We start from the raw sequence: 25,086 nt of genomic DNA on the forward strand, positions 1-25,086 counted from the left end.
TCACCTATCGCGCAAACTGCGCATCAGCTCCTGCACTTCGTTGTCCGGCATGGTCGATACCCGTTCCAAAATTTTCTCCATCTCTTCCCCTCCCGCTTCGATCGCTTTCAGCAAGCTCGCTCTCCGCAGTTCATCCACTTTCGTTGCCAGCTGCTGCACAGTCGGGAACTCAAACAGCAGTCTCATTGGAATCTCTATTGCGAACGAAGACTGAATTCTCACCGCCAGCTGAGTGGCCAACAGCGAATGCCCCCCGAGCTCAAAGAAGTTGTCTTGTATTCCGACCTGATCGATTCGCAGCAGCTGTGCCCAGATCTCCACAAGCGCACGTTCCAATTCCGTACGAGGCGCAACATACTCACCCAGCTCCTCGCCGCGACGCTGAGGTGCAGGGAACGCTCCTCGGTCCAGCTTCCCATTCACCGTGAGCGGAAACTGTTTCAGAGTCACCCAAGCTGCAGGGACCATGTAGTTTGGCACCCGCTCCCTGAGATACTCTCGCAGCTGAGGGATAAGTTGCATTCGATAGCCGTTTCCCAGCGGGTCATTAGCAAATGCGCTCAACGGCTTTGACGCAACATGTGCGGGCACTTCGAATGACGCGCCCTGGGAGCGATCCAAGAACAGCACCTCAAAGCTCCCGAGACATTCCGGCGAACTCCAACGGATCGCGACCTTGTAGTGATAGGCGTGCCCTAGTTGCCAGAGGTCCTCCGGATCAACTCCATCGAGGGAGTTGGTAGTCAATTGCCGCCGCAGCGCGCTCGCCTCTTGCTCGCCCTCACCGCCCTCGATCAATCGCTGAGCCAGCAACTCTCGAGCGAGCCTGGCGTTCGGGATCGACCTCACACACCAACTTCCGCCCGCTCTGCCTCGCAGCAATGCCTGCAGTTCTTCCACAGAGTCGATGTCGGCACCCCATTCGAAGACATCGCAATCCGGTTTGGCGTCGGCAATCTCCTCTGTGTATAAGACCACGTCATAACGATAACGCGTCAGTTCGTTCGCTCCTTTACCGCGCTTCAGCAGCACCTCCGCGGCGCTGATGCCTGCCAAGCGGTGCGGTAAAACGTAGAAGAGGAGCGGATCAATCACCAGTTCCTTCTCCTGCTCTACCGCCCGAACCACTCGCTTCCTCAGCTGATTTGCCCTGACTGTGGCATTTGCCTTGTTCAGTTGAACCGCCGCATGAAACACGCCTAGCAATGGCAGATGGCGCACGTCTCCTATAAAGATCTTTCCACCTGGGCTCAGCAGGCGGACGCACTCGCCTATCACCGCCACCAAGTAATCAATGGTGGGGAAATACTGCACCACTGAGTTCAACACCACCGTATCGTAGGAGCCCGCTTTGAGATCGGAGAGTTCCATCGCCGATCGATGCAATAGCTCGACCTGTTGTAGGTCTGCGCGGCGGTCTATCCACAGGCGCAGGCTCGACAGGGCAGCACGTGAGAGATCGGTTGCCGTATACCTCTCACAATGCGGCGCTAAGCGTTGCAGCACCAACCCCACGCCGCATCCCACCTCGAGGACTCTCCTTGGATGGAGAGACTTGATGCGATCGATCGTGTATTCCAGCCATTCCTGCATTTCATACTCGGGAATCGGCTGACCCGTGTAGCTGCTATTCCATCCGACGAAGCTCGGACCCGACGCCTGCGCTCCATACGTTTCGTCGTAAAGTGCCTCCCACTGCGCCACAATTTCGTCATCCACACCCTCTTCACTGGCGACCACTTGTTGATCGTGCACTCGCTCGCGATCCGGCACGATGTACGCCACCAATCGCCTCTCCCCGGGATCATCCTCGCGCACAATGACCGCCGCTTCGTGGACCTGAGGATGACGCGCGAGCTGCCGCTCAATCTCTCCCAGCTCGATGCGATAACCTCGAATCTTGACTTGAGAGTCATTACGTCCCAGATACTCAATGTCACCATCGGCGCACCAACGACCAAGATCTCCGGTTCTGTATAGGCGCCCGCCCGAATCAGCAGAGAACGAATCCGGCGTAAACCGCTGCGCGGTCAATCCCGGTCTCGCAAGGTATCCGCGAGCAACTCCGGCCCCTCCCACGTAAATCTCCCCTGCGGCTCCAATCGGCACAGGTTGCCTGCGTTGATCGAGTATGTAGATTTGAAGATCGGGGATGGGCCTTCCAATTACGCTGGCTCGATCCAGCTCGATTTCGGCCCTCGTCAACGGACGGTAAGTGACATGAACCGTCGTCTCCGTAATCCCATACATGTTCACCAGCTGAGGCCTTTCTGCTCCGTTCCGGGCCACCCAAGGCCGCAACATACGTAAATCGAGCCGCTCACCACCAAAGATGACCAGACGCAATGAGCTCTTTGATGTGCTCCGGACTTGCGAGTCGATCAGCTGAGCGAATGCGCTTGGCGTCTGATTCAGCACGGTTACGCACTCTTCACACAGCAGGCGATAGAACTCATCCGAGGAACGTGCCGTGAGGTATGGAACCACGACAACGCGCCCGCCATACAGAAGAGCCCCCCAGAGTTCCCAAACAGAGAAATCAAAAGCCACAGAGTGAAACAGCGTCCATACATCACGTTGGTCGAAGCCAAACCACGCATGGGTCGCGATGAACAGTCTGGCGACATTCCGATGCTCAACTGCGACACCCTTTGGGTCCCCCGTAGATCCGGAGGTATAGATGACGTACGCCAAGCGCCCGGCCGAAAGTTCATTACGCGTCGAAACCAAGTCGCTAGTCTCTCTGGCTGCAATCGCCTCCCACTCCGCATCCATCGCAACCACTTCGACCAACTCACTCGGCAACCTTCCCCGAACACCTTCTTCGGTCAGCACCAACGCGGGCACCGCATCCCTCAGCATGTACGCCAGCCTTTCCGGAGGATAGGCGGGATCCATTGGCACGTACGCCCCGCCGGCCTTTAGAATGGCAAGAATCGCCACAACCATATTCAATCCGCGGTCCATACAAAGGCCTACTAGCTGATCCGGCCCTACCCCTTTACCCTTCAGAAACCGCGCAAGTTGGTTTGCTTTCCGATTCAGTTCAGCATATGTCAATCTATTGTCTTCAAAGGTGACCGCAATAGAGTCTGGCGCACGCTCCACCTGTGCCTCGAAAAGCTCGTGAAGCAATGCTCCCTTCGAAGAGGGGTCACCTGACCGGCTGAACGACCCAATGATCTGCTGACGCTCGGCGTCGGGCAGAATCGATAGACCTAGAGAGGGCGCCTGCAATTCGGACTCCAGTGCGCCAACGAGCGACTGCACCGCTGTAGCGAGATAGGAAATGACCCTCCTCGGATCGATGCGCAAAGCCGTTTGCGCCGTCAATCCGAAACCCAAACCTAAGTCGTCCACAGTCATAGTAATCGGGTAGCTCGTACGATATTGACTGGCCAGCAGCTCAACTCCCGGAGCTCGCGCCCACTCCGTGCCAGGGTCTACTTCATTGTGCCGATAGTTCAACACTGCGCTGAAGAGCGGAGGCGATCCCACAATACCGCTACAACGCTGCGCCACCGCCAACGACGACTGCTCGTGGCTCAACAGCTCTCCAAGTTCCTGGTGTACTTGCCGCAGCAGCGCCTGCGCTGCGACATCGCGAAGTTTCACTCGCAAAGGAAGCGTGTTGATGAACATTCCAATCATCGGGCGCGCTCCTACACCTCCCTGGAACCTCCCCAACAGCACCGTTCCGAACACGACATCATCTCGGCTGGAGCTGTGGGCGACCACCATTGCCCAGGCCGCATGAAAGAGAACCGCGGCCCCTACACCGAAGTGCTTCGCCTGAACTCGCACACGCTGGGCTAAAGAGGATTCCAAGTGGCTGCGCGCCTCTTCAATGCCGCTACCATCTCCGTGAACATCGAGCAACCCAAAAGGCGCGGTCGTCTCCGAGATATCCCCCAGCTTTCTCGAGAAGAACGCCTCAGCCGCGCGACCATCCGAACGCGACAACACTCTCCAGACGTGCTCGCGATATGCACTCGGGCTCGGCAGTTCCATTGCTGGGCCTGCAAAGCAGCTCACAGCCTCAGAAATCAGAATTTTTAGAGATGCTTCATCGTCGATCATGTGATGCATCTGGAGCAGCACAAGGCACCCGCCGCCACGCGGGTCTTGAGCGAACTGCAAACTCAGGAGAGGTGGTTTCCGCAGATCCATTCGACGACCGCTGACACTCATCCATTCGTCTATGAAGTCAGCCACCGGCCGATCTGAACCAATCGCGACCTCCTCCACGTTCAGCGCAGCTCGTCGGAGGACGACCTGTACTGGTTGCTCCAACTGCTCCCACAGAATCGAAGTTCGTAGAATGTCGTGCCGATCGATCACTCGCTGCAGTGCTGAGACCAATCGGTACACCTGCTCGCTAGACCGCAGCGACAGCAATGTAAGCTGCACGTATGCATCGCCCGCTTGTTCGTCGAGCAGATGATGGAACAGCATTCCCTCCTGCAGCGGGAGCAACGGGTAGATATCCTTGATATTTGCCGCACCGCCCGGCACGATTCTCACGATCGCCTCTACGTGCGCCGCCGTCAATGCAATCATCGGCAGCATCTCGGGCGTAATGAAGCCACACTCTTCCGGAATTCTGTTTGGCGGCACCTCAACGGGTATCACCGGCTCCTCGCTTATAACTGACGCGAGATCGGATAGAACTGGATGCGCGTAGACACGGGAAACTGGGATGACCCGATTCTCTTCGCGCAGGCGCTCCATCATCTCTGCAATCATCAGCGAGTGACCGCCCAGTTCAAAGAAATTGTCGTGGCGGGATATCTTCGCAATGCCCAACAACTCACGCCAAACCCTTGCGATGACCCGCTCCGCCTCCCCTTGCGGCTCTTCAAACGCACTGCTTACATATGCCTCTCGCTCCGGCTTCGGAAGACGGTATCGATCCAATTTTCCGCTCGGCGTGCGCGGAAAGCTCTTCAGAACAGTAATTGAACTTGGAACCATGTGCTCCGGCAACGCAGTCCGCAAGTTCAAGCGCAATTCCTCGACGGCTTTGTCGTTATCATCGCGCAGAGTCACGTACGCCATCAGCTGCGCTCCAATCGGTGTCCCACCGTCGTGCATAACTACCGCCGCTTCACGAACTTTCATATTTCTCAGTATCTGTGCTTCGATCTCACCCAATTCGATTCGAGCCCCACGGACCTTGACTTGACGGTCTTTGCGCCCCAAATACTCGATAGTTCCATCCTTGCGCCATCGCCCCCGATCTCCGCTCCTATAAATGCGACCTCCGCCTTCTGTGCAGAATGGATCGGCTATGAAGCATTCCGCAGTTGCCCCCCCCCGATTCAGGTATCCACGCGCGACGCCCACACCTCCAATGTATAACTCTCCAACGACCCCCACCGGCGACGGCCGGAGTAGGCGATCAAGGATGTAAACCTTCGAGTTTGCTATCGGCCTACCAATCGATGGACGCGATCCTTCTGAATTTTTGACCAGGTAATAGGTGGCATCCGCCGCCACCTCCGATGACCCATATATATTTACAAAGCTGCACGATGGGAATCGCGCCTCCATCTCGCTGAGCAACTGTTCGGGCAGTTCCTCCCCGCTGAAAGTCCAGCTCCGCACACCACGGAGGAAAACTTCAGACTGAGCACAATCGACCAGAGACCTCGCTAGAGAAGGCACAGTTATGAGGCGCGTGACGCGCTCGCGCTCGATCAATCGTGCCACTGACGGAATATCGCGAGCTGCGCCCGCCGGAGCTATCACCAGCGGGCGGCCGTGCGATAGTGGTCCGAAGATTTCGAAGATGGCATCCACAAAGCCGATCGAGGTCTTGTGGATACAAATGTCATCGTCCCGGAAGGCGCCGATCGCCTCTTGTGCCGAGATTCGATTGACCATGCCACGGTGCTCCCCTAGCACCCCTTTCGGCTTTCCAGACGACCCAGAGGTATAGATTACATATGCAAGATTCCTCGGGGTCACCTGCACCAGGCCTCGGCCGAGGTTCTCGTGCTCGCCGTCTATCAGCGCCGACGATCCACTCTGTAACAACACAACATCGCGCGCCACGTCTGCCAGCGTGCTCAACAGTCGCTCCTGCGTCAGCAGCACGCAAGGATCCGCATCTTCAATCATTGATCGAAGGCGCGCGTTTGGGTAGCCCGGATCTAGAGGCAGATAGGCTCCTCCCGCCTTCAAAACTGCGAGCAATGCGACTACCAACGCCGCACCCGGCTCGATACATACACCGACAATTCTATCTGGGCCTACCCCCCGCGCCCTCAGCTGCAATGCAAAATGATTTGCTAATCTGTTGAGTCTTGTGTACGTGATCTCCTCCCCTTCAAACTTCAGTGCAATCGCATTCGGCACACGATCCACTTGCTCCTCGAAGAGCTCGTGTACTAGCGATTGCTGCCGATAGCTCATTTCAGTATTGTTGAACTCCGATGTTACTTTATCCCTCTCGGCCTCAGCTAAAGTTGCCAGATCGCAGATCCTCTTTTCCGGATACTGAGCAAGCTCCTCCAGCATTACGCCCAACGATTCGGCAATTCGATCGACCATTTCCTTTCCAGCGCGCCCGTTCAAGTTCCCTAGTGATATCTTCGCTCTTTCCGCCTCCCCCTCCAATGACATCCACAATATATTCTCTCCATCTCCGCGCTCGTGACCACTTCCTTCTGACACGCTCACTCTCATTCGATCGATCAGGTCCGATACGGTTAGCTCATCCACACTCTCAAGCGCATTGATGCTGGCTAGCGCAGAGAGTTGTTGTTCATCTCTCCTACTTTCATTTCCAATGCCAGCAGCCGATGCTTGCTCTATGTTCTCTCCCCATGTGCTCAGAAGGCCTATCAACAGGCTATGCACTACCATTACCGAGGGTACGCCATGCGCTCCCGCCAACTCTCGCATTCGCTGCGTAACTTGCGAGGAGACCGTAAACTCCGACCGCCCTTCCGAAAGCCGAAGCCTCACCTGATACGATTCCCGCACCAATGCATCTCGACCCGAGAACTCGGGGGAAATTTGTGTGCTCACCATTGTGCTCCAACAAGCAGGGCGACGCGTTCCGATAGAGGAGGAGTTACTCGGCTTTCGCCGCCCGAACGATCTTATGTTCGGCCCTGTTATCGTCGTCAACCAAAACGACAATCGGTTGATATGCCTTCATCTCTTCTGATTCATAGCTTGAGTACGCGCAGATGATCAGATGATCTCCGATTGCAGCTTTGCGGGCTGCGGCACCATTGAGACAAATCTCACCGCTTCCTCGACGCGACTTTATTGCATAAGTCGTGAATCGCTCCCCATTCTCTACGTTATAAATCTCTAAGTGCTGGAACTCGCGTATTCCAGATCGCTCTAGCAGGTCATCGTCGATACCGCATGAGCCTTCGTAATGTAGATCCGCTCGTGTGACGCGCACGCGATGTAGTTTTGCTTGCAGCAGGGTTATCCGCATAGGTATACCTCAAGAGAAGTAGGCAGCGTCGGCCAGGCTAGTCGCTCGGTAACGGGCATCTGTGACTCTCACCCTGGAATTCCGTCTCAACTGACGACACCGCGAGCTAAGGCTATGAGACACATGACATGACCAACCCGATAAGCGTACTTGAGTGCGTGATTCTGGATATGTCGGCAGACGATATCGTCCTAACTTGTTGACTTTTGTATCTATCACAGAGGTTTCCGAGCATCGCTTATTCACTTGTTCTCTTGTCCGCTGAACATTGGCCCTTCTTCTGACATGCTCGGCTTGTTGATGGCTGTCAGGAACCGCCTGTTTTTGGCGATGGCGCGTGTGTATTCCGCCTGATGTCGGCCCCTGATTCCGCTGCATGCCGGCTCCCGATTCCGCGGCATGCCGGCCCCCTCCCAAGGGCCGGCTGGAGGCTGTGGATAAACGCTGGGCCGGCCTAGAATTTCCTTGGACACCATTTTGGGCCAAAGTAGTGGCTGGAGGAGTGTCCGATGGCAAAGAAGAATTCCGGTGTGAATGAGGTAGAGCGTGGCCGCTGGTCGGCCAGGAAGAAGTCGGAGGCGGTGCTGCGACTTCTGAAGGGCGAGGATCTGGATACGTTGTCGCGGGAGCTGAAGGTGAATGCGGCGACGTTGTCCGGCTGGCGCGATGTCTTTCTGGAGAATGGCCTGGCGGGATTGAAGAGCCGCGAGGTGGATTCGCGCGACGAGAAGATCGCGCAGTTGCAGAAGGCGCTTGGCGCGACGACGTTACGACTTGAGGTCGCTCGTGAAGTGATCGACGTGTATGAGAGGAAAGCGGGCCCTTTAGCGCCTGGGAAGTCGAAGCTGTGAGAGCCGCGATTTCGATTTCCCGCAATGAACGCTGCGGTTTGGGTGTGGTGTGTGAGGTGGCCGGCGTGGCGCGTTCCAGCGTGTACGCGCAGCGTCGAGCCAAGGCGACGGTGTCGAGCGTGCGTCGCGGACCAAGAACACCCTGGAGCGATGAGGAGCTGGTGGAACGGATTCGCACGCAGTTGAGCAGTTCGCCCTTCCTGGGCGAGGGCTATCGCAAGGTGTGGGCGAAGCTGCGCTTCGCCGGCATTCGCACCAGCAAGCCGCGCGTGCTGCGGTTGATGCGTGAGCACAGCCTGCAGGCGCCGACACGATGCGGCGGGCCGCGCGGACCGCAGAGCCATGAGGGTACGATCATTCCGGACGCGCCGGATCTGCGCTGAGGCACCGATCTGACGACGACCTTCACGCTCGAGGAAGGTCAGGCCTCGGTGTTGCTCGCCGTGGATCACTAACCGCGGAAATCGTGGGTATCCACGCTGTCAAGCGTGCGACGCGTTGGGAGGCGCTGGAACCGATCCGCCAGGGCGTACGCAAACACTTCGGGGCGATCGCACGCAACGTCGCCACCGGCCTGGAGTTGCGGCACGACCATGGCAGCCAGTACATGAGCGACGCGTTCCAGCAGGAGATCGCCTTCCTCGGCATCCAGTCGAGCCCTTCGTTCGTGCGCGCGCCCGAAGGCAACGGCTGCGCCGAGCGCGCCATTCGCACGCTAAAGGAACAGCTGCTGTGGATCCGATCGTTTGCGACGATCGAGGAACTGCGTCGCGCGCTCATCGACTGGGCGGAGCTCTACAATGAGCGCTGGATGATCGAACGGCATCAGCATCGGTCACCGGCTCACGTGCGTCGAGCGTACTACGGCGCCAATACCAGATTGGCGGCCTGAGAGAATCGAATTACCTGCAACCGTGTGTCCAAGAAATCCTTGACCGCTTAACAGGCCACGAGTGCAAGCGCTCCCATCTGTAGCAAGTGCGCCGAACGAACGCTGGGCGACGGACTTGTGCCGCGTGTGGAGCGGCCATGATAGGTGGGCCGTTTTCGCTCTCGTCAGGCTGCTGCACTCCAGAGTTGCTGGGTTGCATCCGGAGCAGCCCTGAAAGACAGGCACACAAGCGGCAACGGATCGATGCACTCGCAATTGCCAATTGAGCCCTCCCGGCAGGCTATATTGTCAATAAATTGTGTGCACGCAGAGTTTCCTGCACTCGAGAGTGCGGGAGACACGGAACGTAAAGACCATTCACGCCCTCTGCAGCGTCTGATGCCACCAGTGCATTGAGTATGGCTTCCTCTGTCGCGTCGATCGCCGCCTCGAACAGAGCTGTCAGTGCCAGATTAGGATGCATTCTGACATTGTATGGATCGATGCACGCGGGGGCCGGAAACTCGCCAACAACCTCACCCAGATCGGCATTCGCTGTCGAGAACGCAAGAAACAGGTCGCCAGAGAGTGTGGTACCAATGCCGCCAATTCTAGCCATACCTAGCGCCGGACGTTTCGCAAGCCGTCTGAGCTGATGTGGCAGCAAAGGTGCGTCAGTTGCAACAATGACAATGATAGAACCTTCAACGACACCCTTTGTACACCAGGATGCGTACCTCCGCTTCAGATCATCGGGAAGGACTCCTGGATCAAGATAGCGAGGCATATCCCCTGTCAGAGCTTCCCCGATTCGAATGCCGGCGATGCGCAAGTGTCTCCGCGCGCCATAGTTCGATTGCACCAGCACGCCCACGGTATAGCCCCCTTCTTTCTCCGGAAGTCGGCGTGACGACGTGCCTGTCCCTCCTTTGTATGCGTAACTGATCATACCCGCCCCACCGCCAACATTACCCTCCGCGATCGGACCGCCCCTGGCGCTGTCCAACGCCTCAAATACGTGTGCTGATTCAATGTGACCGCCGTCGATATCGTTGAAGAATCCGTCGAAGGTTTCCCCAACCATCGGGACCACGTACTCGATCAATCGGGGCCATCGTCTGGCACGCATCCATTGAATTGCCGCATCACGCACGAGCCCAAGGCTATGCGTGTTAGTGATCAACACTGGCCCTTCAAAGATGCCGCGCTCTTCTAGCCAGGTGAAGCCCGTGAACTCCCCGCCAGCGTTCAGAGCAAAGGACCCACCTAGGCAAGGTCTCGCATCCAGACGGCCTCGAGGAAGGATCGCAGTCACGCCAGTTCGCACGGGGCCCTCACCCACTTTGAGGATTCCACTCCCCGACCACAGCGTCGAATATCCAACCTCAACACCAGGAACGTCGGTAATTGCGTTCAGAGTTCCGGGTGTACCAGAAAAAGGTATGCCTAGCTCGCGAGCGCGCATTGGGGCAGCCATCACTGTCATTGCCTTAACCTGCTCTCATATGGGATTCAACGCTGGCATATGCTCTAGAAACCAAGCGACGACTCGTGCTGAGTAGTCCAGCAAGGCTGGAAACTTTCGTACTCCATGACCTTCCTCCGGATAGGTAACCAATACCGATCTGACGCGGTTCTCCAATAGGGCTCTATGGAACTGCGCAGCCTCCTCGGGTGGTGTACACCGATCCAACAAACCACAGACATTCAGCGTGGGCGTTTTCACTCGATTAGCATATATAATTGGGCTGCGGCGGAAGTATTTTCCACCGGGGTTGTTGTACGAATCGGCTAAGAACAGGTCGACGAACTCTGGAATGTTCGAGAGCAATCGCTGCGTAACGTGATTGGTAGTGGGCGCCACGGCTACTGCCGCGGCAAAGCACTGCCTTTGTGTGATCAGCCAAGCAGTCATGAAGCCACCATAGCTGATTCCCGTAACGCCCAACCGAGTGGGATCTGCGACCCCTGCCGCACAGAGATGATCCAGTCCCGACATATAGTCACATGTATCAGCCCCACCCATATCGCCAACCACATACCGGGCGAAGCGGTGACCACGACCTGAGCTACCACGCGGATTCGGAAGAAAGACCGCAAAGCCGCGGTTGATTAACATCAGAATCCAGCACAGCCGACGCCCTAACCACGCTTGGCGCCAATGCCACACCGGTCCGCCATGTATATTCATCACCATCGGAAACGGCCCCTTTCCTTGCGGTGTCAATAGCCAACCTTGAATCTGAAGACCCTCTGTCGATTGCCAGCTCACGGTCTCAATTGATCCGATCGTACTAACCTCCTTCGTATAGCCGTTATCGAATGACTTAACTCGCCGATACGTGCCATTGCAAATCAGTGCAATCTCCGGCGCGCGCGCAAACCCCTCGCCAACTAACACGCAGTCACCATTAGGATTCGTGCTCGCGACTGTGACATACACGCCGCCCGTCGAAATTTCGCAGCTGCGCCACACATCCCGGTACGCTCCGATTCGGGGATCAAAGTGGCCGACAACTGTTTCCAGTCCTCTATGACCCGCGAGTAACAAGCGCGTCTCGGAACACCATTCGAGATATGCGACATCGACATCGCCCGTCGGCACGTAACGACACTCACCCGTCTCAGAATCAATCAGTAGCAGCACTCCGGCGACCAGACCTCGGTCACTGCAAATCGCCTCTACGACGGCTACAGATCTTCCTGATGGCGAACATGCAGGGCACCCCAGTTGCTCCTTGGGGACGTACAGCGTTTTAACCTCGCCGCTCTGAACATCGATCAGGCTTAGCCGTGCGCTATACCATAGCCCCTCACTAGGGCCGTAGGACGTAACAGCTGTGAGGGTTCGATTCCCACACCATACGGCCTCCCAAGTGTTGCATCCAACTGGGCTCACTCGACGCACACGATCGTTGTCTAGATCATAAACCCATGTACTGCGCCAGCGATTGTCACCAACTCCATCATCAACGGTGGGCATCCACGAGAGACAGGATTCGGCATCCCGCTTGCTTGTAACCGCGCCGTTCACGCCGGAAACATCCGCGCCGTGACCAGCCACGCCGAGTAGTATCTGCCGACCGTCGGGTGACCAGTGAAAGTACTCGACCCAACCATCCACAGAGGGAGCCGACAGCACGGTACGACTCGCGAGCCTGATGAAATGAAGTTGGAAGTTTCCAATGCCATTGCGATCCGACAGGAAAGCGATCACCTGACCGTCCGGCGAACATTTCGGTAGTCGATCTGTGTGAGGCCCCAGGCTCAACAGCTGAGTCTCCGCCGAGCCCAGATCGATCTGGAAGATTCCAGTTCTTGGGAGGCCCTCCAACGTCCCCATCACGGCGCCTGCAAAAACAGCACTTTGCCCGCCCGGTACTACTTGAACTTCCCTTACGTCACAAATCTCCCCGCTTCCCGGCCTCCATATCTCGGTGTGCATTCGCTCGGCTTCTCGATACAAGGCCTCATAGGAAGGGTCATCTTCCATCGTATCTCCCCTTGATCACCCGTCGCTCAATGGGTTCGTGCACGTTTCTTCAATGTCGTGGGTTCGTCCTGCGAGAAGGCAGCCGGCGCAAGATTCAGATCTTCGTTGATCGTTTCGCTGGCCTTCCACAAATGCCAAGCGCCCCACAGGTAGCCAGGGGATAAGGCCAGCAGCGCATATCGTAACGACTCCCCGCCAACGATCGGTTGAAAGGCATCGCTCAGCATCCCTGCTACTAGTGGCCCAAGCCCCATTCCTATTAGATTAGCGAACAGATATATCAGCGATATCGCCATCGCCCGCATGCGTTCTGGAATCAGCGTTTGGATGGTCGCGAAGAACGGTCCGTTGGCGGTAGTGATACCAATCGCGGAAATTCCCATCAACGTCAATGCTAGATAGAGGCTTTGTGATAGGTACATGCAGGTCGATAGAGCGCCGAAACCACAGTACACAACCGCCAAGGCTTTCAGTTGCAATGACTCATTGTGAGGCGCGTGGCGAGATGCGAGCTCTCCACCTAGCAATGTCCCCAGCAATCCACCACCACCCCAAATAATGGCGAACCAAGTTCCGAGTTCGCCCGTCTGCAGTCCATAGGTACGTACGAAGAATGCGGGTTGCCATTGCCAGATCCCGTACCCAAAGAAAGAGAGGACGGACCAACCCACCAGCAGGTGACGGAAAGTCCGATTCGCCCAAAGGGTCATGCACACTGCACGCACGTTGGGATGCTGAGGCGATGTCCGTGTATCGAACATCTGTGACTGCAATGAATCAGCCGCGGGAGAACTACCGCACCGCGGTTCTCGCAACGTTGCCCACGAGAGCGCGGCGAGGAACAACCCAGGCATGCCAAGTATCATGAACGTCGTCCGCCACCCGAACAGCTCGTTCATCCATCCCGCAAAGAAGAACCCCCCCACCATGCTCAAAGGAATTCCCAGCATGTAGATTGCAACCGCACGAGGGCGCTCCGCGCGGGAAAAATGATCAGCGATCAACGAATACGCAGGAGGAAAGCACCCCGCCTCTCCCACTGCCACACCCACGCGAATGCACATGAGCTGAATGAAGGTGCCGGCAGTTCCACATAGCGCCACCGTCACGCTCCAAAGAGCCGTGGTCGCTGCAATGATTGTTACCCGGTTTCCTCGATCCGCCCATCGCGCGATCGGTATGCCCATCACAGCGTAAAACAAAGCAAACGCTATCCCGCTCAGAAGACCAAGCTGCGTGTCACTCATCCCCAGATCATTCTTAATGTTCTGCAGTAGCAGCCCCAATGCAATCCGATCTAAGTAGTTGCACGCTAAGATTAGGACGAGAACGCAGAGCAGATAGTTCTTATATCGAAACATGCGCAACACTACTCTCTGCCGTTCCTGCGGGCATCGAACATACCTAATACTCACTCGCGACAGATCACTGGATATCTCTAAAACGCCCCGATATCATTGGTTGTGCCAGGTAAGCGTGCCAGTCTCATGTAGAAGATTCAGAGTCTCTCATCGGCAGACACGTCACCTGCCGCTCATGATTCAACCATCGATCGGCTCAGCGCGGAACGCACATCGGACACATTGGAAATCCACTTCGACCGATATGACGGTGAGCTCGATAGTCCAATACTTCCTCTGTCGGTGGGTCAAGAGGGCGCGTCAACACAGGGTTCGTCGGCAGTGAACTGCGGTCGACGACCACACCATCTTTGAGCACCATGTGGATGCTGCGGTAGTTTTCAGCCGACGTTAGAGGATTCCGGTCTAGAATGACCATGTCAGCGATCTTTCCCGGCTCCAGTGTTCCCAGATCCTTTTCTTTGCCGTAGGCAACAGCGATGTTGCGTGTCGCGGCGCGCAGTAGCTCCATTGCCGGGGTTCCTTTTTCCTCCATTGCCTTTAGCCAGACAAAGTGCCCCTGGTCGAGCGGGTTCAGATTGTCATCCCCGGGAGCGCTCCAGTATGTACTGAGCAATGGATCAGCTGCCTGACTTGGCCCCCACTGCGTACCATCGTTGGCGAGCAACAGCATCGCTCCTGCGCGGAGAAGATTTCGACAGTTCACGTCTGACGTCGAGAAGTACGCACGATCAATCTCACAGTTTCCCATGATCCAATCGAATCGCTGTTGCGTGAATGGGAACACGACTGCCCCAGTTCTTCTTTCCACCATCAATTTGAGCGTCTCCTCCGGAATGGGGAATGGCCCTGTGATATTGCAGTGTTGAATGAGATCGCAGCCCGCTTCAACTGCTGCTCTCAATCCCTCTACGGAGGACGTATGGGCCTGCACCGTGACTCCCGAGCGATGAGCTTCCTCGACAATTGCGGCCTGCGCTCGAGGAGAAAACACAAGTGATGTCGTTGCGTCACCCCATCGATGTTCGTTGGCGGCATACTTTATGAAGTCGACCCCTTTTCCGATATACCTACGAATCTCCTTGGCAACTTGCTCAGGTGTCATCCAAGATAACGCGGGCCCCACATTCTCGGCGCATTGAGCGTTGATGTATTCGACTATGGTCTTGTCGAGTACCGGGGCGGCGTTTGGATTGAAGTCAAGGGAGAAGATTCCGTCAAGCCCGACAATCCAACCGGCGCAGAATATGCGGCTACCTACTAACTCGCCCGCGTTAATTCGCTCACGCACCGCAATGAGCGGTTTCCGGGCACCCATCGTGTCGAACACGGTGGTGAGTCCATTTTTTAGTGCAACTTGCGCCGCCTCGGCGACAACGTCTTGGGCCCGATCGTTATATCGAAGAAGATCACCGAGAGGAAATATTCCAAGCCATAGATGAACATTTGCATTCATCAGACCGGGGATCAGGTATTTGTCTCGAGCATCGATAGTCTGCGTTCCCGGGGGTATCCTCAAGTTCTCGTACCGATCGATTGCCCGAATTCGATTCCCTTCGATCCAGACTGCGCAGCCTTGAATCGGACGATCTTCCACACCATCAATAATAGTTGCACCGGAAATCAGGAGTGACGAACCGCTTCCAAGTGTAGTTGACAAGTGCACAGCCCGCCTCGCTAGAAATCGTATCCGAGACGAACGCCAACGGTGCGCGGCCGAAGTCTGTAGCCACCGCCGATCCCACCGGCGTTAAGAGTCAATGCATCCTCGTTTGTCAAATTTCGAACGAAGAGGTCCAAAGTCAAACTCGCGAACGTCATCCGTGCTGCAAGATCAACCTTCACATATCCGCCAGGCCCTTCCGCGGCGGCTACTTGTCTTGGAGCGACCGGAAAGGACTCGACATATATGGTATCCGCGCGGAGCGAAGTGGCGTGACCAGCGAAATCTAGCGCGTATTGAAGACTAAGACTCCCGTTCACCTTCGGTGACCCTGGCAATGGATCACCGGAGAACAGCCCCTGCGCTGGCACGTCCTCGGTTAGATGTGCGTCAATGTATGCCCCTCCAAGGTCCACTCGGAATGAATTCGTCAATTGAAATTGCGCCTGAACCTCGACGCCTTCTGAAAGAGCCGTGCCGCCATTTACGTCAAAGCCCCAATTACAGGCGGAGGGATTGATTGCTCGGGGATTGGAGTTGACCGGGATATCAGACCACTCCGTCCGAAAGACAGTCGCGTCTATCGTGAGGCGTCGGTCCAAGAGCGCAAACTTGCTACCCACCTCGTAGTTCTCGAGACTGTCTGAGTTAACAAATTTGGACGATTCGATCGTGATGGCGGTTCCATCGATAACTCCGTCACCATCGTGGTCGCACAAGGCAGAAGGTGCTACGGGTTGAGGCTTACCGAGACGAAACCCCTCGGCCCATCCGGCATATACCAGTGCACTTTCATTCGGTTTGTAGCTCAAGTTTCCGCGGAAGGTCGTGCCTGAGGCATCGATGCCCCCCTTTTCCGATGCGCCGCCACCATGGATATCCCCTGTCGAGACACTCTGAATCTTGCGTTCATACTCATAGGCACGCACGCCCCCCGTCAGGGTAAATTTGGGTGAGAACTTCCAGGAGGCTTCACCAAACACTGCCGTCTGCGTCCGATCGCGCTGATCAAAGTACGTCCCCAGGTCTCGCGTTCCCGATGGGAAAAAATTGGTTGCTGGATCACCATGCCATAGCCAGTTGTATGAATAGTCGTCATAGACGTCCTCTGCGTAGAGCCCGACGAGGAAGTTCCACGCCCCGTCGAGTCGCGTCGCCAGACGGATCTCTCCTACGTTCTGGCGGTTATGACTCGTTGTCGAAAACGATACCGGCCAGGGCAGATTCAGGTAGGTCGCGGGGACGATCACTGGCGCTCCCCCCTCAAGGTATGAATAGGTTCCCAGAAGGTCCGCCCAGCCCAGGTCATACTCCACCACTGCGTTTGCAATTTCGAGGTTCGAATCGGCCAACCCGCCAGTCTGCCCACGGCGAACGTGTTCCGGTGCGACCTGCAGCAACTGCTGATCGAAGGCGACTCCATTCGAAGTTATCGGAAATCCATCCGTTTCAGTCTCCTGATTGAGGTAGCTGAAGGTGAACCGCAGCTTCTCGGTGGCTTGGAACAGCGCCGCCACGCGCGCACCCCAAACAAAGAACTGTCCAACTTCCTTCTCATCGCGAGCGAACGCCTGCGCGCCATAAGGTATGACCGCAGCTGCTTGGAAAGCCGCATCAGAACCTGCGCGATTTCGATAATAGCCGCTGTCTTGATACTGATACGCGGTCGCGCGAATCGCCAGCTTGTCCGTGATGATGGGAAGATTGCCCACAGCCTGAATTTCGTAGTTGTCCCCACCAGTCCCTGAAGTGACCGAATAACCTGCCGCTACTTTGCCCTCAATTCGATCTAGCCTTGGGGCCACTGGAATAGTCCGTATGGCGCCGCCCATCGAAGAAGTACCAAAGGCGGTGCCTTGCGGCCCGCGCAATACCTCGACCCGTTCGATGTCTGCCAACTTCGTGTCCACGTTTGAACCACCCGTTACTCCCCCAGAGTTTGTGGTTGGCGTCTCCCCAAAGTACGTAGCGACCGTCGGCCCCGATCCATAGTTCTGGAACGAGGTAGTGTCGACAATTCCCCGGATAATGATTGCAGGCCCCCCAAAAGCACCGTTGGTTTGACTTACCGCGGGGATTCCCCGCAGGTAATCCTCCGCGTTGACGATGCCCCGCTCCTCGATGTCAACGGCTGTAACCACCGCAACGCTCATTGGAACATTCTGTAGAAGCTCAGACCGCTTGGTCGCTGTTACAATAACCTCCTCTATGCTCCTGCGTTTGCGCTGACCATCAGTGGCGCCGCTCTCATTGGAAGTGCCGCTCACCACGTTTCCGCTCTCTTCCTCTTTCAGCATCACCAGCTTGAAGCTCGTTGTTTTGGCAACCGCCTGTCCACTGTTCTCATCGACAACTGGTTCATGGTCGACATCCGGATTGCGAGTATTGTCAGCTGCCTTACCCAGTGTCGGAATCGCAAGACACACGGCGAGTGGTACTAGACCACGATTAATAGTTTTCATTTGTATCTCCGCAGAGCGACCCGAGACGCACGTGATCGACCAAACACCTTGAATAGATCGATCCGGTCTTATCCTTGACCCCTTGCTTATGATTGAAATGACGCTGGAGGACATCATTGAAGCCGGACATGTTGCGGCTAACGAAGAAATGGCGTGCCAAAGGCAGGCGAGACCGGCTCACTCCCCGTCGTCGCTCAGTGAATCGAACAGACACAGTGATTCAGTTCCGCACCTCTGAACTTTTGGCGAGCTAACGTCCGCCATCAATTCGGGTGCAGTAAATTGGCGTCGGCGAACCAGTTCCGCGGCTTTCGGCACAAGCTCAGCCCCAGTACCGGCACGGATGTCTACATAGTCACGCTTGAAGATCCTTCTGGAGTTGCCTCTACGAACAGGACGGACAGGTATATTGAATTTGTCGTGTCTGACCTCATTCCGGCAAACGATACTTCAACGCTCGATTCGAATGGCCGAGATTGTAGTAGGCGAACCCGGTCGGGCAGCTCTTTCAGCAGGACCTCTCAGCGAGAGTTGCGGCGCGAATGGCCACATAGTCGCGCTCGAAGGTTCAGGAAGAATTCGGCTGCCGTTGCTTTGAGGTGACCGATGAAGTATCCGCCCCGGGATGGAGCCGTTTTTCTTCAGGGAATGGCCGAGTTTTCACGAGCCATATATATACCGAACCGCTGTCGATTGGCCACTCAGCGACTCAGTTGCTCCGGCGCAAGACCAAAGCGTTCCAACAGCATCTGTACCATCGCGTGGCCGATAAGCTCTCCGCGGATTCCGCCGGTAGTGGTTGCGAATTGAATGGCTTGGCGGTCGCAGCAGTCCAGACGGAAGGCGACACGAACCTGTCGCCATTGTCACAGCGGATTTCGAAGCCATCTGAGCAATAGCGCTGATCGCCGCGCTCCACCGCGACGGTACCCTTGTGCGCCAAGCCGCACGAAGGCTCACCGGCATGCCGCTAGAGCAGCAGCTGATGCGCCTTCGCGAGTCGATAGACCCGCTTGGCGCCTATTCGGGATTGGCCACGAGCAGCACGAAGCCGACGTGGCAATGCCCACCATCTGCGGTAGCGATAGGTCGGCCGCTGAGTCGCGAGCTCTCTCAATTGCCCCGATGAACTCCGGATCATTGACGGGGCGGAGCGTCCGCGCCGATTACGCAACGTCGATCCGCGTGAACGTCGTTCGATTACGTCGATCGTGCGACAGCAAGTACTATCCGTTCCCCAGCGCATATCGGGCGCCGGCGAGATGATCGTTCCGTCGTGAGAGCGTGGCCCCTTCAGTGCACCGAAGTTTACCGGCGCTCGCAGGTTGTGCTCACGCATCAGACGCATCACCCGCCCGGGGCTCGTGCGAATGCCAGCAAAGCGCAGCTTCCCCCAAACCTTGCGATAACCTTCGCCGAGGAACGGCGTCGCGGCCAGGACCTGACATAGCGTGCCGCTCTGGCAAGCCACTCTAGACATTGGCCCAGAGACCCGGAAGTTTGCGAGAATACGAGACCTATACAAACCTGAGGACCGTCTTCGCACTCAACCGGACCGAACTCATTCGCATACCATGAGATGATGGACTGTCCGCGCAAGTCGTTGCGCTCGCCCCCCTCAATCAGTGCAAGTCGTCAGGGCGACTGCTGAGACAAGGCACGAATGGACTCGCTCTCAAGCCTACCGTCTGAGATATTCCTCGATGCGATTAGCAGTTTCCTCGCCTCCAGGCTCACGACGAGTTATGCCACTCAGCAGTTTCATTCTGTCGAAGAATTCCTTCTGCTGAAGCATCTGGTAGGTTGCAGTTCGCAGCCTTGCGGCACTAATTTCTCCTCGAAGATGTAGTCCCATACCCAATCGTTCTGCATTCTCTGCGTAGGACTCCGGGTCGATGTCGCCGTGCGTTATCATTAACATCGGCACCCCATGATACATAGCTTCTGCCGCCGAGGCTGGACCTGCTTTGCAAATGAACAAATCGACGTAGGGCATTACCTTGACCTGCGGAATACCCTGAACGACCTCGAAGTTTGGGGGCAGTACACCCAGCACATTGGCGTCCATCCGGTCTCCGATCGACAAGATGACATGACCCTGAAGTTCGGACAGCGCTTCAATACACATCTTGAAGTACTGCGGACCTGGTATATATGCCGTCGACGTGGCCACCAATACTGTTGGCCCCCGTCGCTCCCATTTCGGCTGCCAATTTGCCCAACATGGCAACTCGGCAGCACACCGCCCGGCATAGAAATCCCTCTCATCGAAGACGCTTCCTGCGACCTGATATATCCGCGGATATAAATGTATGTTCAAATCTTCTTTGTGAAAAAATGTATTAGCGTTTTCAATCCCACGCTGGGTCATGAAGACATCTCTCTCTTTATGAGACATCATAAGAACATCGCGCCATTTCCTGGCGGATTCACCCAGAACCTCCGGGTTTGCCAGTTCGAATGCAAGGACTGATGTGCTCGTCGCCGCTTGTGTACCCCACCGCCGTGCGAGCAGCCGTCCCGCTAGGCATGCCCGGTCGTAGATGACCAGATCTGGTCTATTTCCTTCGTAAAAAGCAGCGACAGTATCAATCGTTTGATCCGTGAGAGCAAAGAGATCAGTGCATATTGGCCTGCCGTTGCCCGACATGTTGATAAATCGTGGGCTTATAACTGCGTGAGCCCCCGCCTCCTTCACCCTTACCTCGAATATATCCGGCGCAACGTAAGTGACCCGATACCCTCGCCTGGCTAGTGCCGAGACAAAGGCAAGCGTTGGAAGTATGTGTGGATGATGCGGAAACGGAAAGAACGCGATGTGCTTAGGACTCATTTATTACTCCACGTTGGGGGAAAAGACCGGCAGTCTTGGCTTCCCATCCGATCGCATTTTCGGCAGTACAAGGACTGCATCATCACTCGACGAGAGCGTCAACAACGCCAGCCCATTTGCCCTGACAAGATCGACTCTAATGCGTGCAGACTCGGAATTTGGCGCGATCCACTCAGTGCGTACCCGTCATGAACAAAGTGTCACGTATTGGCATCTTAGTTATTGAGAATCTCGATACCGCTTTACATCGCGTGAACAATTGTTTCGAAATCAGAAAGTAGCCAACAATCCTTGCTCGTCGGCGTAACGACAATTCAGTAACGTAATCGATCAAACAACCGCATCTTGCGGTTGCCGGCTCAGCGTGTTTAATCCGCGGTTTCTGTGTACAGGCACGAATTTTCCCGGAACCCAGACCTCCGGCCATCAACCTAACGATTCAGGCGACGCACGCCGGCTCAGCCGGCGCAGTCGGCCGAGGATATCGACAAGACCTCCAAAGCTTGCGAGCTGATGAGCTATTGACCTGCTAGTCGAATTTCGGAACAGTTCCAGCTTTGTGAGATGATCGCTCCTCGGATCGAGAAGCAAGATGAAGAAGAGTCGATTCACAGAAGATGGTATGGACGCCTCCCACCCGACATGACGGAGAAATGGAGGCGCTGCTCAACATCTCCGGGAGGCTTCTGTGCAACGTATCATTGGGCTACCGGCGGTGGGAAAAGCGCCTGTAGCGCTCGATGCGTCGCCTGGCCATAACGCTCGGCGTACTCTTCCCACGGCAGTTGCAGCGTCACGTGCCGGTGGCGTTTGAGCTCGTTGTGGATCCACGCGCAATCCGGCGCCACTAGCGCGCCGGTCGTCGCCGTCGTCGTCGTCCCGAAGAGGCGCAGCTCTAACTCGACCTCCGACAGAGATTCGGCGTCGGCTGGGCTGATTCCGGCCGCGCGCACCGCTCGCAGGTACTTTGAGACCGCTCCAATCGACAGATCCAGGGCACGCGCCAGCGCCCGCACGCTCAAATTGCTCGATTGCAGCCCGATCAGCTGCTTCAACTTCGACATGGAGATCCTCTCGTTCGGCATCGACTACGGCTCCGCGGGGCAAAACCCGCAAGATTACGCAGTTCGCGTCTCGATCAATCTCCAGCCGCCGACGACTTTCCACGCATCGTGAACGCTTTTCCACGATCGTGAACACCTTTCCACGCCCCGCGCATTGCCTCATAAGTAATGTTACCGAGCAGGGATCGTTGCCTCACCTAAGATGTTACCGGTGATCATCACTGGCACCATGCTTGTCTCCCACTAACTCAGAGGCAAGCTATGGGCACCACGATGACACATACGGCGCGGGCTGAGCTGACCCACGTGGTTCGTCGCCGATATGGCGCGGCATCCGGTGCTGAGAAGCGCAAGATCCTCGATGAGTTCATTGCTGCGACCGGCTATCACGAGAAGTCGGCGATTCGGGCACTCAACGCTAAGCCCACCACGAAGAGGCGACAGACCCGCAGCCGACCATCGCTGTACGACGAAGCAGCGGGCGCCGTGCTGATCGTGCTGTGGGAGGCATCCGATCGCGTGTGTGGGAAGCGCCTGCGGGCACTGCTGCCGATCTTGTTGCCCGCCTTAGAGCGGAACGGACATTTGCATTTAGGCGAGGCGATGCGCCAAAAAATTCTGGCCATGAGCGCCTCGACCATTGATCGGCTGTTGCGAGTACCGCGTAGCGCGACACGCTTGAAGAAGGCCCGCCGTGCGATGCCTGCGGCACGCCGGCGGGTACCGGTACGAACGTTTGCGGACTGGAACGAGCCGCCGCCGGGGAGCATGGAGATGGACCTCGTTGCACACTGCGGAGATGCCAACTGCGGAAGTTACGTCAACAGCCTTGTGATGACTGACATTGCCAGCGGTTGGACCGAGGCTGCACCGCTGGTGGTTCGCGAGAGTGGCTTGGTTGTTGAGACACTCGACTGCATTCGCCAGGCACTACTGTTCGCACTTCGTGCGCTGGACGTTGATAATGGCAGCGAGTTTGTGAACGAGTCTCTGATCAAGTACTGCCTCAGCCAGGGGATCGAGCTCACTCGCTCGCGGCCTTGGAGAAAGAACGACCAGGCCTGGATCGAGCAGAAGAATGGCGCTGTTGTGCGCAAGCTCCTCGGCTACCGTCGCTTCCAGGGGATCGCCGCCGCGCAGGTCATCACTCGACTGTACGGTGCCGCCCGTCTGTTCGTGAACTTCTTCCAACCCTCCTTCAAGCTCGCGGAGAAGCATCGCCAGGGCGCTCAGGTGTCCAAGCGGTACCATCCTCCGCAGACCCCTTGCGAACGGCTGCTGCAGGCAGAGAACCTTTCTGAGACTGCCAAAGCCAAGCTGCGGGAAGTGGCCGGCGCTTTAGATCCGTTGAAGCTGCTAGAGGAGATACGCGCGGTCCAAGCGCATCTGGTGACACTCGCTGATGGAGGCCACCTTCCCAGCACAATGCCCGAACCACCCGATCTTGCCGGCTTCGTTGCGAGTCTTTCCAGTGCGTGGCGCGCTGGCGAGATTCGCCCGACATTTTCCGTAGAAGCCAAACCGCGCTATCTGCGCAGTCTGCAGACCGTGGCGCTACCCGTTGGCGCCCAAACGCCGAAGAACGCAGCGGCGGCCGCGACTGTGATACAGCCGCTCGTCCAGACTCCGCCAGCTATTTCACCCAAGCCTATTCTTAAACGACCTCAGTTGATCTACGCCGAACCCGGCAAGCCCGTCTACCGTGCATTCACAATGATCTGGCCACTGGTGTGTCGCCGTCTCGAAGGCTTCCCGAATATCACTTCCGCGCAATTATTCGACGAGCTGTGTGTCCAGTTTCCCGGTCGATTTCATCCGAAGCACGTGAATCGTCTAGCAAAGTTGGTGAAACAGTGGCGCCAGGACGCACGGGCTCGAGGCGTCATGATCCCGCGCCCTAAGTATCGCCGCTTCAGCAATAACCCTCGCGGACGTGGCCGTACTATGCAGAGCTGCACAGCTCACTGGTCTGAAATGCTTCAGTGGATGGAGGAACATCCAGATCAAACCGCAGCAGAACTGCTCGTCGAATTCCAAGCGCGTTATCCGGGGCTCTACAACCGCAGCCATCTGCGCACGCTGAGGCGTCGCCTACAGATCTGGCGTCGAGAAGCGATTCAGCGGTTGATCTGCGGGATGCAGGACCATACACAGGACGTGAGTTCCGCAGCGGCGGTGTGATGAATCATGACCAATGTAGACGCAGCTTCTGCTCACGTCGGGTGTCACCCTGGGCTTTGCTTTACAGGTGGGCAAACGCCGTTCAAATCCACGAGACCGAGCCAAGCCGGTAACATCATTGGTGAGGCATCCGGTAACAAAATTACGTGACGCAATACGCGGGTCACGCACCCCACCCAAGTGTTCACGATGCCGTGGAATCGTGTTCACGTTGCCGTGGATTTGGTGTTCACCATCCCGTGGAAACCCTGTTCACGATCGCGTGGAATAGTCACTATGGGCTCCGACAGGAGTTCATCACGCCGCACTCGCCGGAGCAGAACGGCATGGTCGAGCGCGTGATCCGCACGCTCAAGACCAATGCGTGCACCGCCATCGCTTCGAGACCTTGCAGCACGCCAGTCGGGTGATCGGCGACTGGATCCGCTTCTACAACAACGGCAGACCTCATCAGTCGCTGGAGATGAGAACGCCGGCTGAGGCTTTCAAATTAGCGGCATGACCTGAGCAGGATTCGCCGGGTCATTACATGGGCGCAGTGGGCCCGATTCGAAACGCAGCGGCGATGCCAGCTGGCATGCTCGCAGCCCTTGTGCGTCGGCAAGGTGAAACGCTGCCGCAGAGGACGTATCAGATTTTCTGTGTTCGAGGCGGGTTGCGTTAACTCGCGTGACTGACGAAGCGATCTCCGTACAGCACAGCGAACTGATTCATCGCCGGCTGCGCGATTTCCCAGTTGAGGACCACCCGATTTCCCGAGTTGGGGATCACCTTGTGAGGTCACTGGCGGAGCAGAAGTGGGCGATTCTTACGCGACGTGTTTCTTGCTGGCAAGTTTCCGGGCCTTG

General features: G+C 56.6%; 12 protein-coding genes and 1 pseudogene. 4 read left to right on the forward strand and 9 right to left on the reverse strand.

Annotated elements, in window-relative coordinates:
• Nucleotides 1-6,555 (reverse strand): non-ribosomal peptide synthetase, encoded by a 6,555-nt coding sequence (locus tag EKO19_RS37830; RefSeq protein ID WP_175597348.1) that lies wholly within the window; start codon nt 6,553-6,555, stop codon nt 1-3.
• A gap of 526 nt (nt 6,556-7,081) precedes the next feature.
• On the reverse strand, nt 7,082-7,459 hold the full coding sequence (gene panD, locus EKO19_RS37835; RefSeq protein WP_129782637.1) for an aspartate 1-decarboxylase: 378 nt from the start codon (nt 7,457-7,459) through the stop codon (nt 7,082-7,084).
• Nucleotides 7,460-7,968: 509 nt separating this feature from the next.
• Between panD and EKO19_RS37840 the strand changes: the two are divergent.
• Nucleotides 7,969-9,202, forward strand: a pseudogene (locus EKO19_RS37840) (IS3 family transposase).
• A 280-nt stretch (nt 9,203-9,482) separates the two neighbouring features.
• Here the strand turns inward: EKO19_RS37840 and EKO19_RS37850 are convergent.
• The 7 genes from EKO19_RS37850 to EKO19_RS37880 all read right to left on the reverse strand — a co-directional run bounded on the left by EKO19_RS37850 (nt 9,483) and on the right by EKO19_RS37880 (nt 22,057).
• A complete protein-coding gene (locus EKO19_RS37850; RefSeq protein ID WP_129782638.1) occupies nt 9,483-10,667 on the reverse strand; it encodes a DmpA family aminopeptidase in 1,185 nt (394 codons plus the stop codon).
• Between the two features lie 15 nt (nt 10,668-10,682).
• On the reverse strand, nt 10,683-12,674 hold the full coding sequence (locus EKO19_RS37855; RefSeq protein WP_129782639.1) for a S9 family peptidase: 1,992 nt from the start codon (nt 12,672-12,674) through the stop codon (nt 10,683-10,685).
• Nucleotides 12,675-12,700: 26 nt separating this feature from the next.
• Nucleotides 12,701-14,035 (reverse strand): spinster family MFS transporter, encoded by a 1,335-nt coding sequence (locus tag EKO19_RS37860; protein ID WP_129782640.1) that lies wholly within the window; start codon nt 14,033-14,035, stop codon nt 12,701-12,703.
• A gap of 196 nt (nt 14,036-14,231) precedes the next feature.
• Nucleotides 14,232-15,695, reverse strand: a complete 1,464-nt coding sequence (locus EKO19_RS37865; RefSeq protein ID WP_129782641.1) for an amidohydrolase family protein — start codon at nt 15,693-15,695, stop codon at nt 14,232-14,234.
• A 17-nt stretch (nt 15,696-15,712) separates the two neighbouring features.
• Nucleotides 15,713-18,160: a TonB-dependent receptor gene (locus EKO19_RS37870; protein WP_175597350.1), complete on the reverse strand. Its 2,448-nt coding sequence runs from the start codon at nt 18,158-18,160 to the stop codon at nt 15,713-15,715.
• Between the two features lie 1,681 nt (nt 18,161-19,841).
• Nucleotides 19,842-20,993 (reverse strand): nucleotide disphospho-sugar-binding domain-containing protein, encoded by a 1,152-nt coding sequence (locus EKO19_RS37875; RefSeq protein ID WP_129782643.1) that lies wholly within the window; start codon nt 20,991-20,993, stop codon nt 19,842-19,844.
• Between the two features lie 698 nt (nt 20,994-21,691).
• The gene (locus EKO19_RS37880) at nt 21,692-22,057 is read right to left on the reverse strand and encodes a hypothetical protein (RefSeq protein WP_129782644.1); all 366 of its coding nucleotides are present in this window, start codon (nt 22,055-22,057) and stop codon (nt 21,692-21,694) included.
• Between the two features lie 261 nt (nt 22,058-22,318).
• On the opposite strand from EKO19_RS37880, the gene EKO19_RS37885 reads away from it, so the two are divergent.
• The 3 genes from EKO19_RS37885 (at nt 22,319) to EKO19_RS40155 (ending at nt 24,740) form a co-directional block, all read left to right on the forward strand.
• On the forward strand, nt 22,319-24,238 hold the full coding sequence (locus tag EKO19_RS37885; RefSeq protein ID WP_129782645.1) for an integrase catalytic domain-containing protein: 1,920 nt from the start codon (nt 22,319-22,321) through the stop codon (nt 24,236-24,238).
• A gap of 239 nt (nt 24,239-24,477) precedes the next feature.
• Nucleotides 24,478-24,648, forward strand: coding sequence for a transposase (locus tag EKO19_RS39410; protein ID WP_246039052.1), 171 nt, complete (start codon nt 24,478-24,480; stop codon nt 24,646-24,648).
• On the forward strand, nt 24,645-24,740 hold the full coding sequence (locus tag EKO19_RS40155; RefSeq protein WP_407676687.1) for an integrase core domain-containing protein: 96 nt from the start codon (nt 24,645-24,647) through the stop codon (nt 24,738-24,740). Before EKO19_RS39410 ends, EKO19_RS40155 begins: the two co-directional genes overlap by 4 nt.
• The last annotated feature ends 346 nt before the right edge of the window (nt 24,741-25,086 follow it).

Source organism: Peristeroidobacter soli, from assembly GCF_004138485.1.
Classification (GTDB): Bacteria; Pseudomonadota; Gammaproteobacteria; order Steroidobacterales; family Steroidobacteraceae; genus Steroidobacter; species Steroidobacter soli.

Bases quoted from the DNA above. Each gene is read 5' to 3' on its own strand.
- EKO19_RS37830 (WP_175597348.1), bottom strand. From the start codon at position 6,555: ATGGTCGATCGAATTGCCGAATCGTTGGGCGTAATGCTGGAGGAGCTT.
- panD (WP_129782637.1), bottom strand. From the start codon at position 7,459: ATGCGGATAACCCTGCTGCAAGCAAAACTACATCGCGTGCGCGTCACA.
- EKO19_RS37850 (WP_129782638.1), bottom strand. From the start codon at position 10,667: ATGACAGTGATGGCTGCCCCAATGCGCGCTCGCGAGCTAGGCATACCT.
- EKO19_RS37855 (WP_129782639.1), bottom strand. From the start codon at position 12,674: ATGGAAGATGACCCTTCCTATGAGGCCTTGTATCGAGAAGCCGAGCGA.
- EKO19_RS37860 (WP_129782640.1), bottom strand. From the start codon at position 14,035: ATGTTTCGATATAAGAACTATCTGCTCTGCGTTCTCGTCCTAATCTTA.
- EKO19_RS37870 (WP_175597350.1), bottom strand. From the start codon at position 18,160: ATGAAAACTATTAATCGTGGTCTAGTACCACTCGCCGTGTGTCTTGCG.
- EKO19_RS37875 (WP_129782643.1), bottom strand. From the start codon at position 20,993: ATGAGTCCTAAGCACATCGCGTTCTTTCCGTTTCCGCATCATCCACAC.
- EKO19_RS37880 (WP_129782644.1), bottom strand. From the start codon at position 22,057: ATGTCGAAGTTGAAGCAGCTGATCGGGCTGCAATCGAGCAATTTGAGC.
- EKO19_RS37885 (WP_129782645.1), top strand. From the start codon at position 22,319: ATGGGCACCACGATGACACATACGGCGCGGGCTGAGCTGACCCACGTG.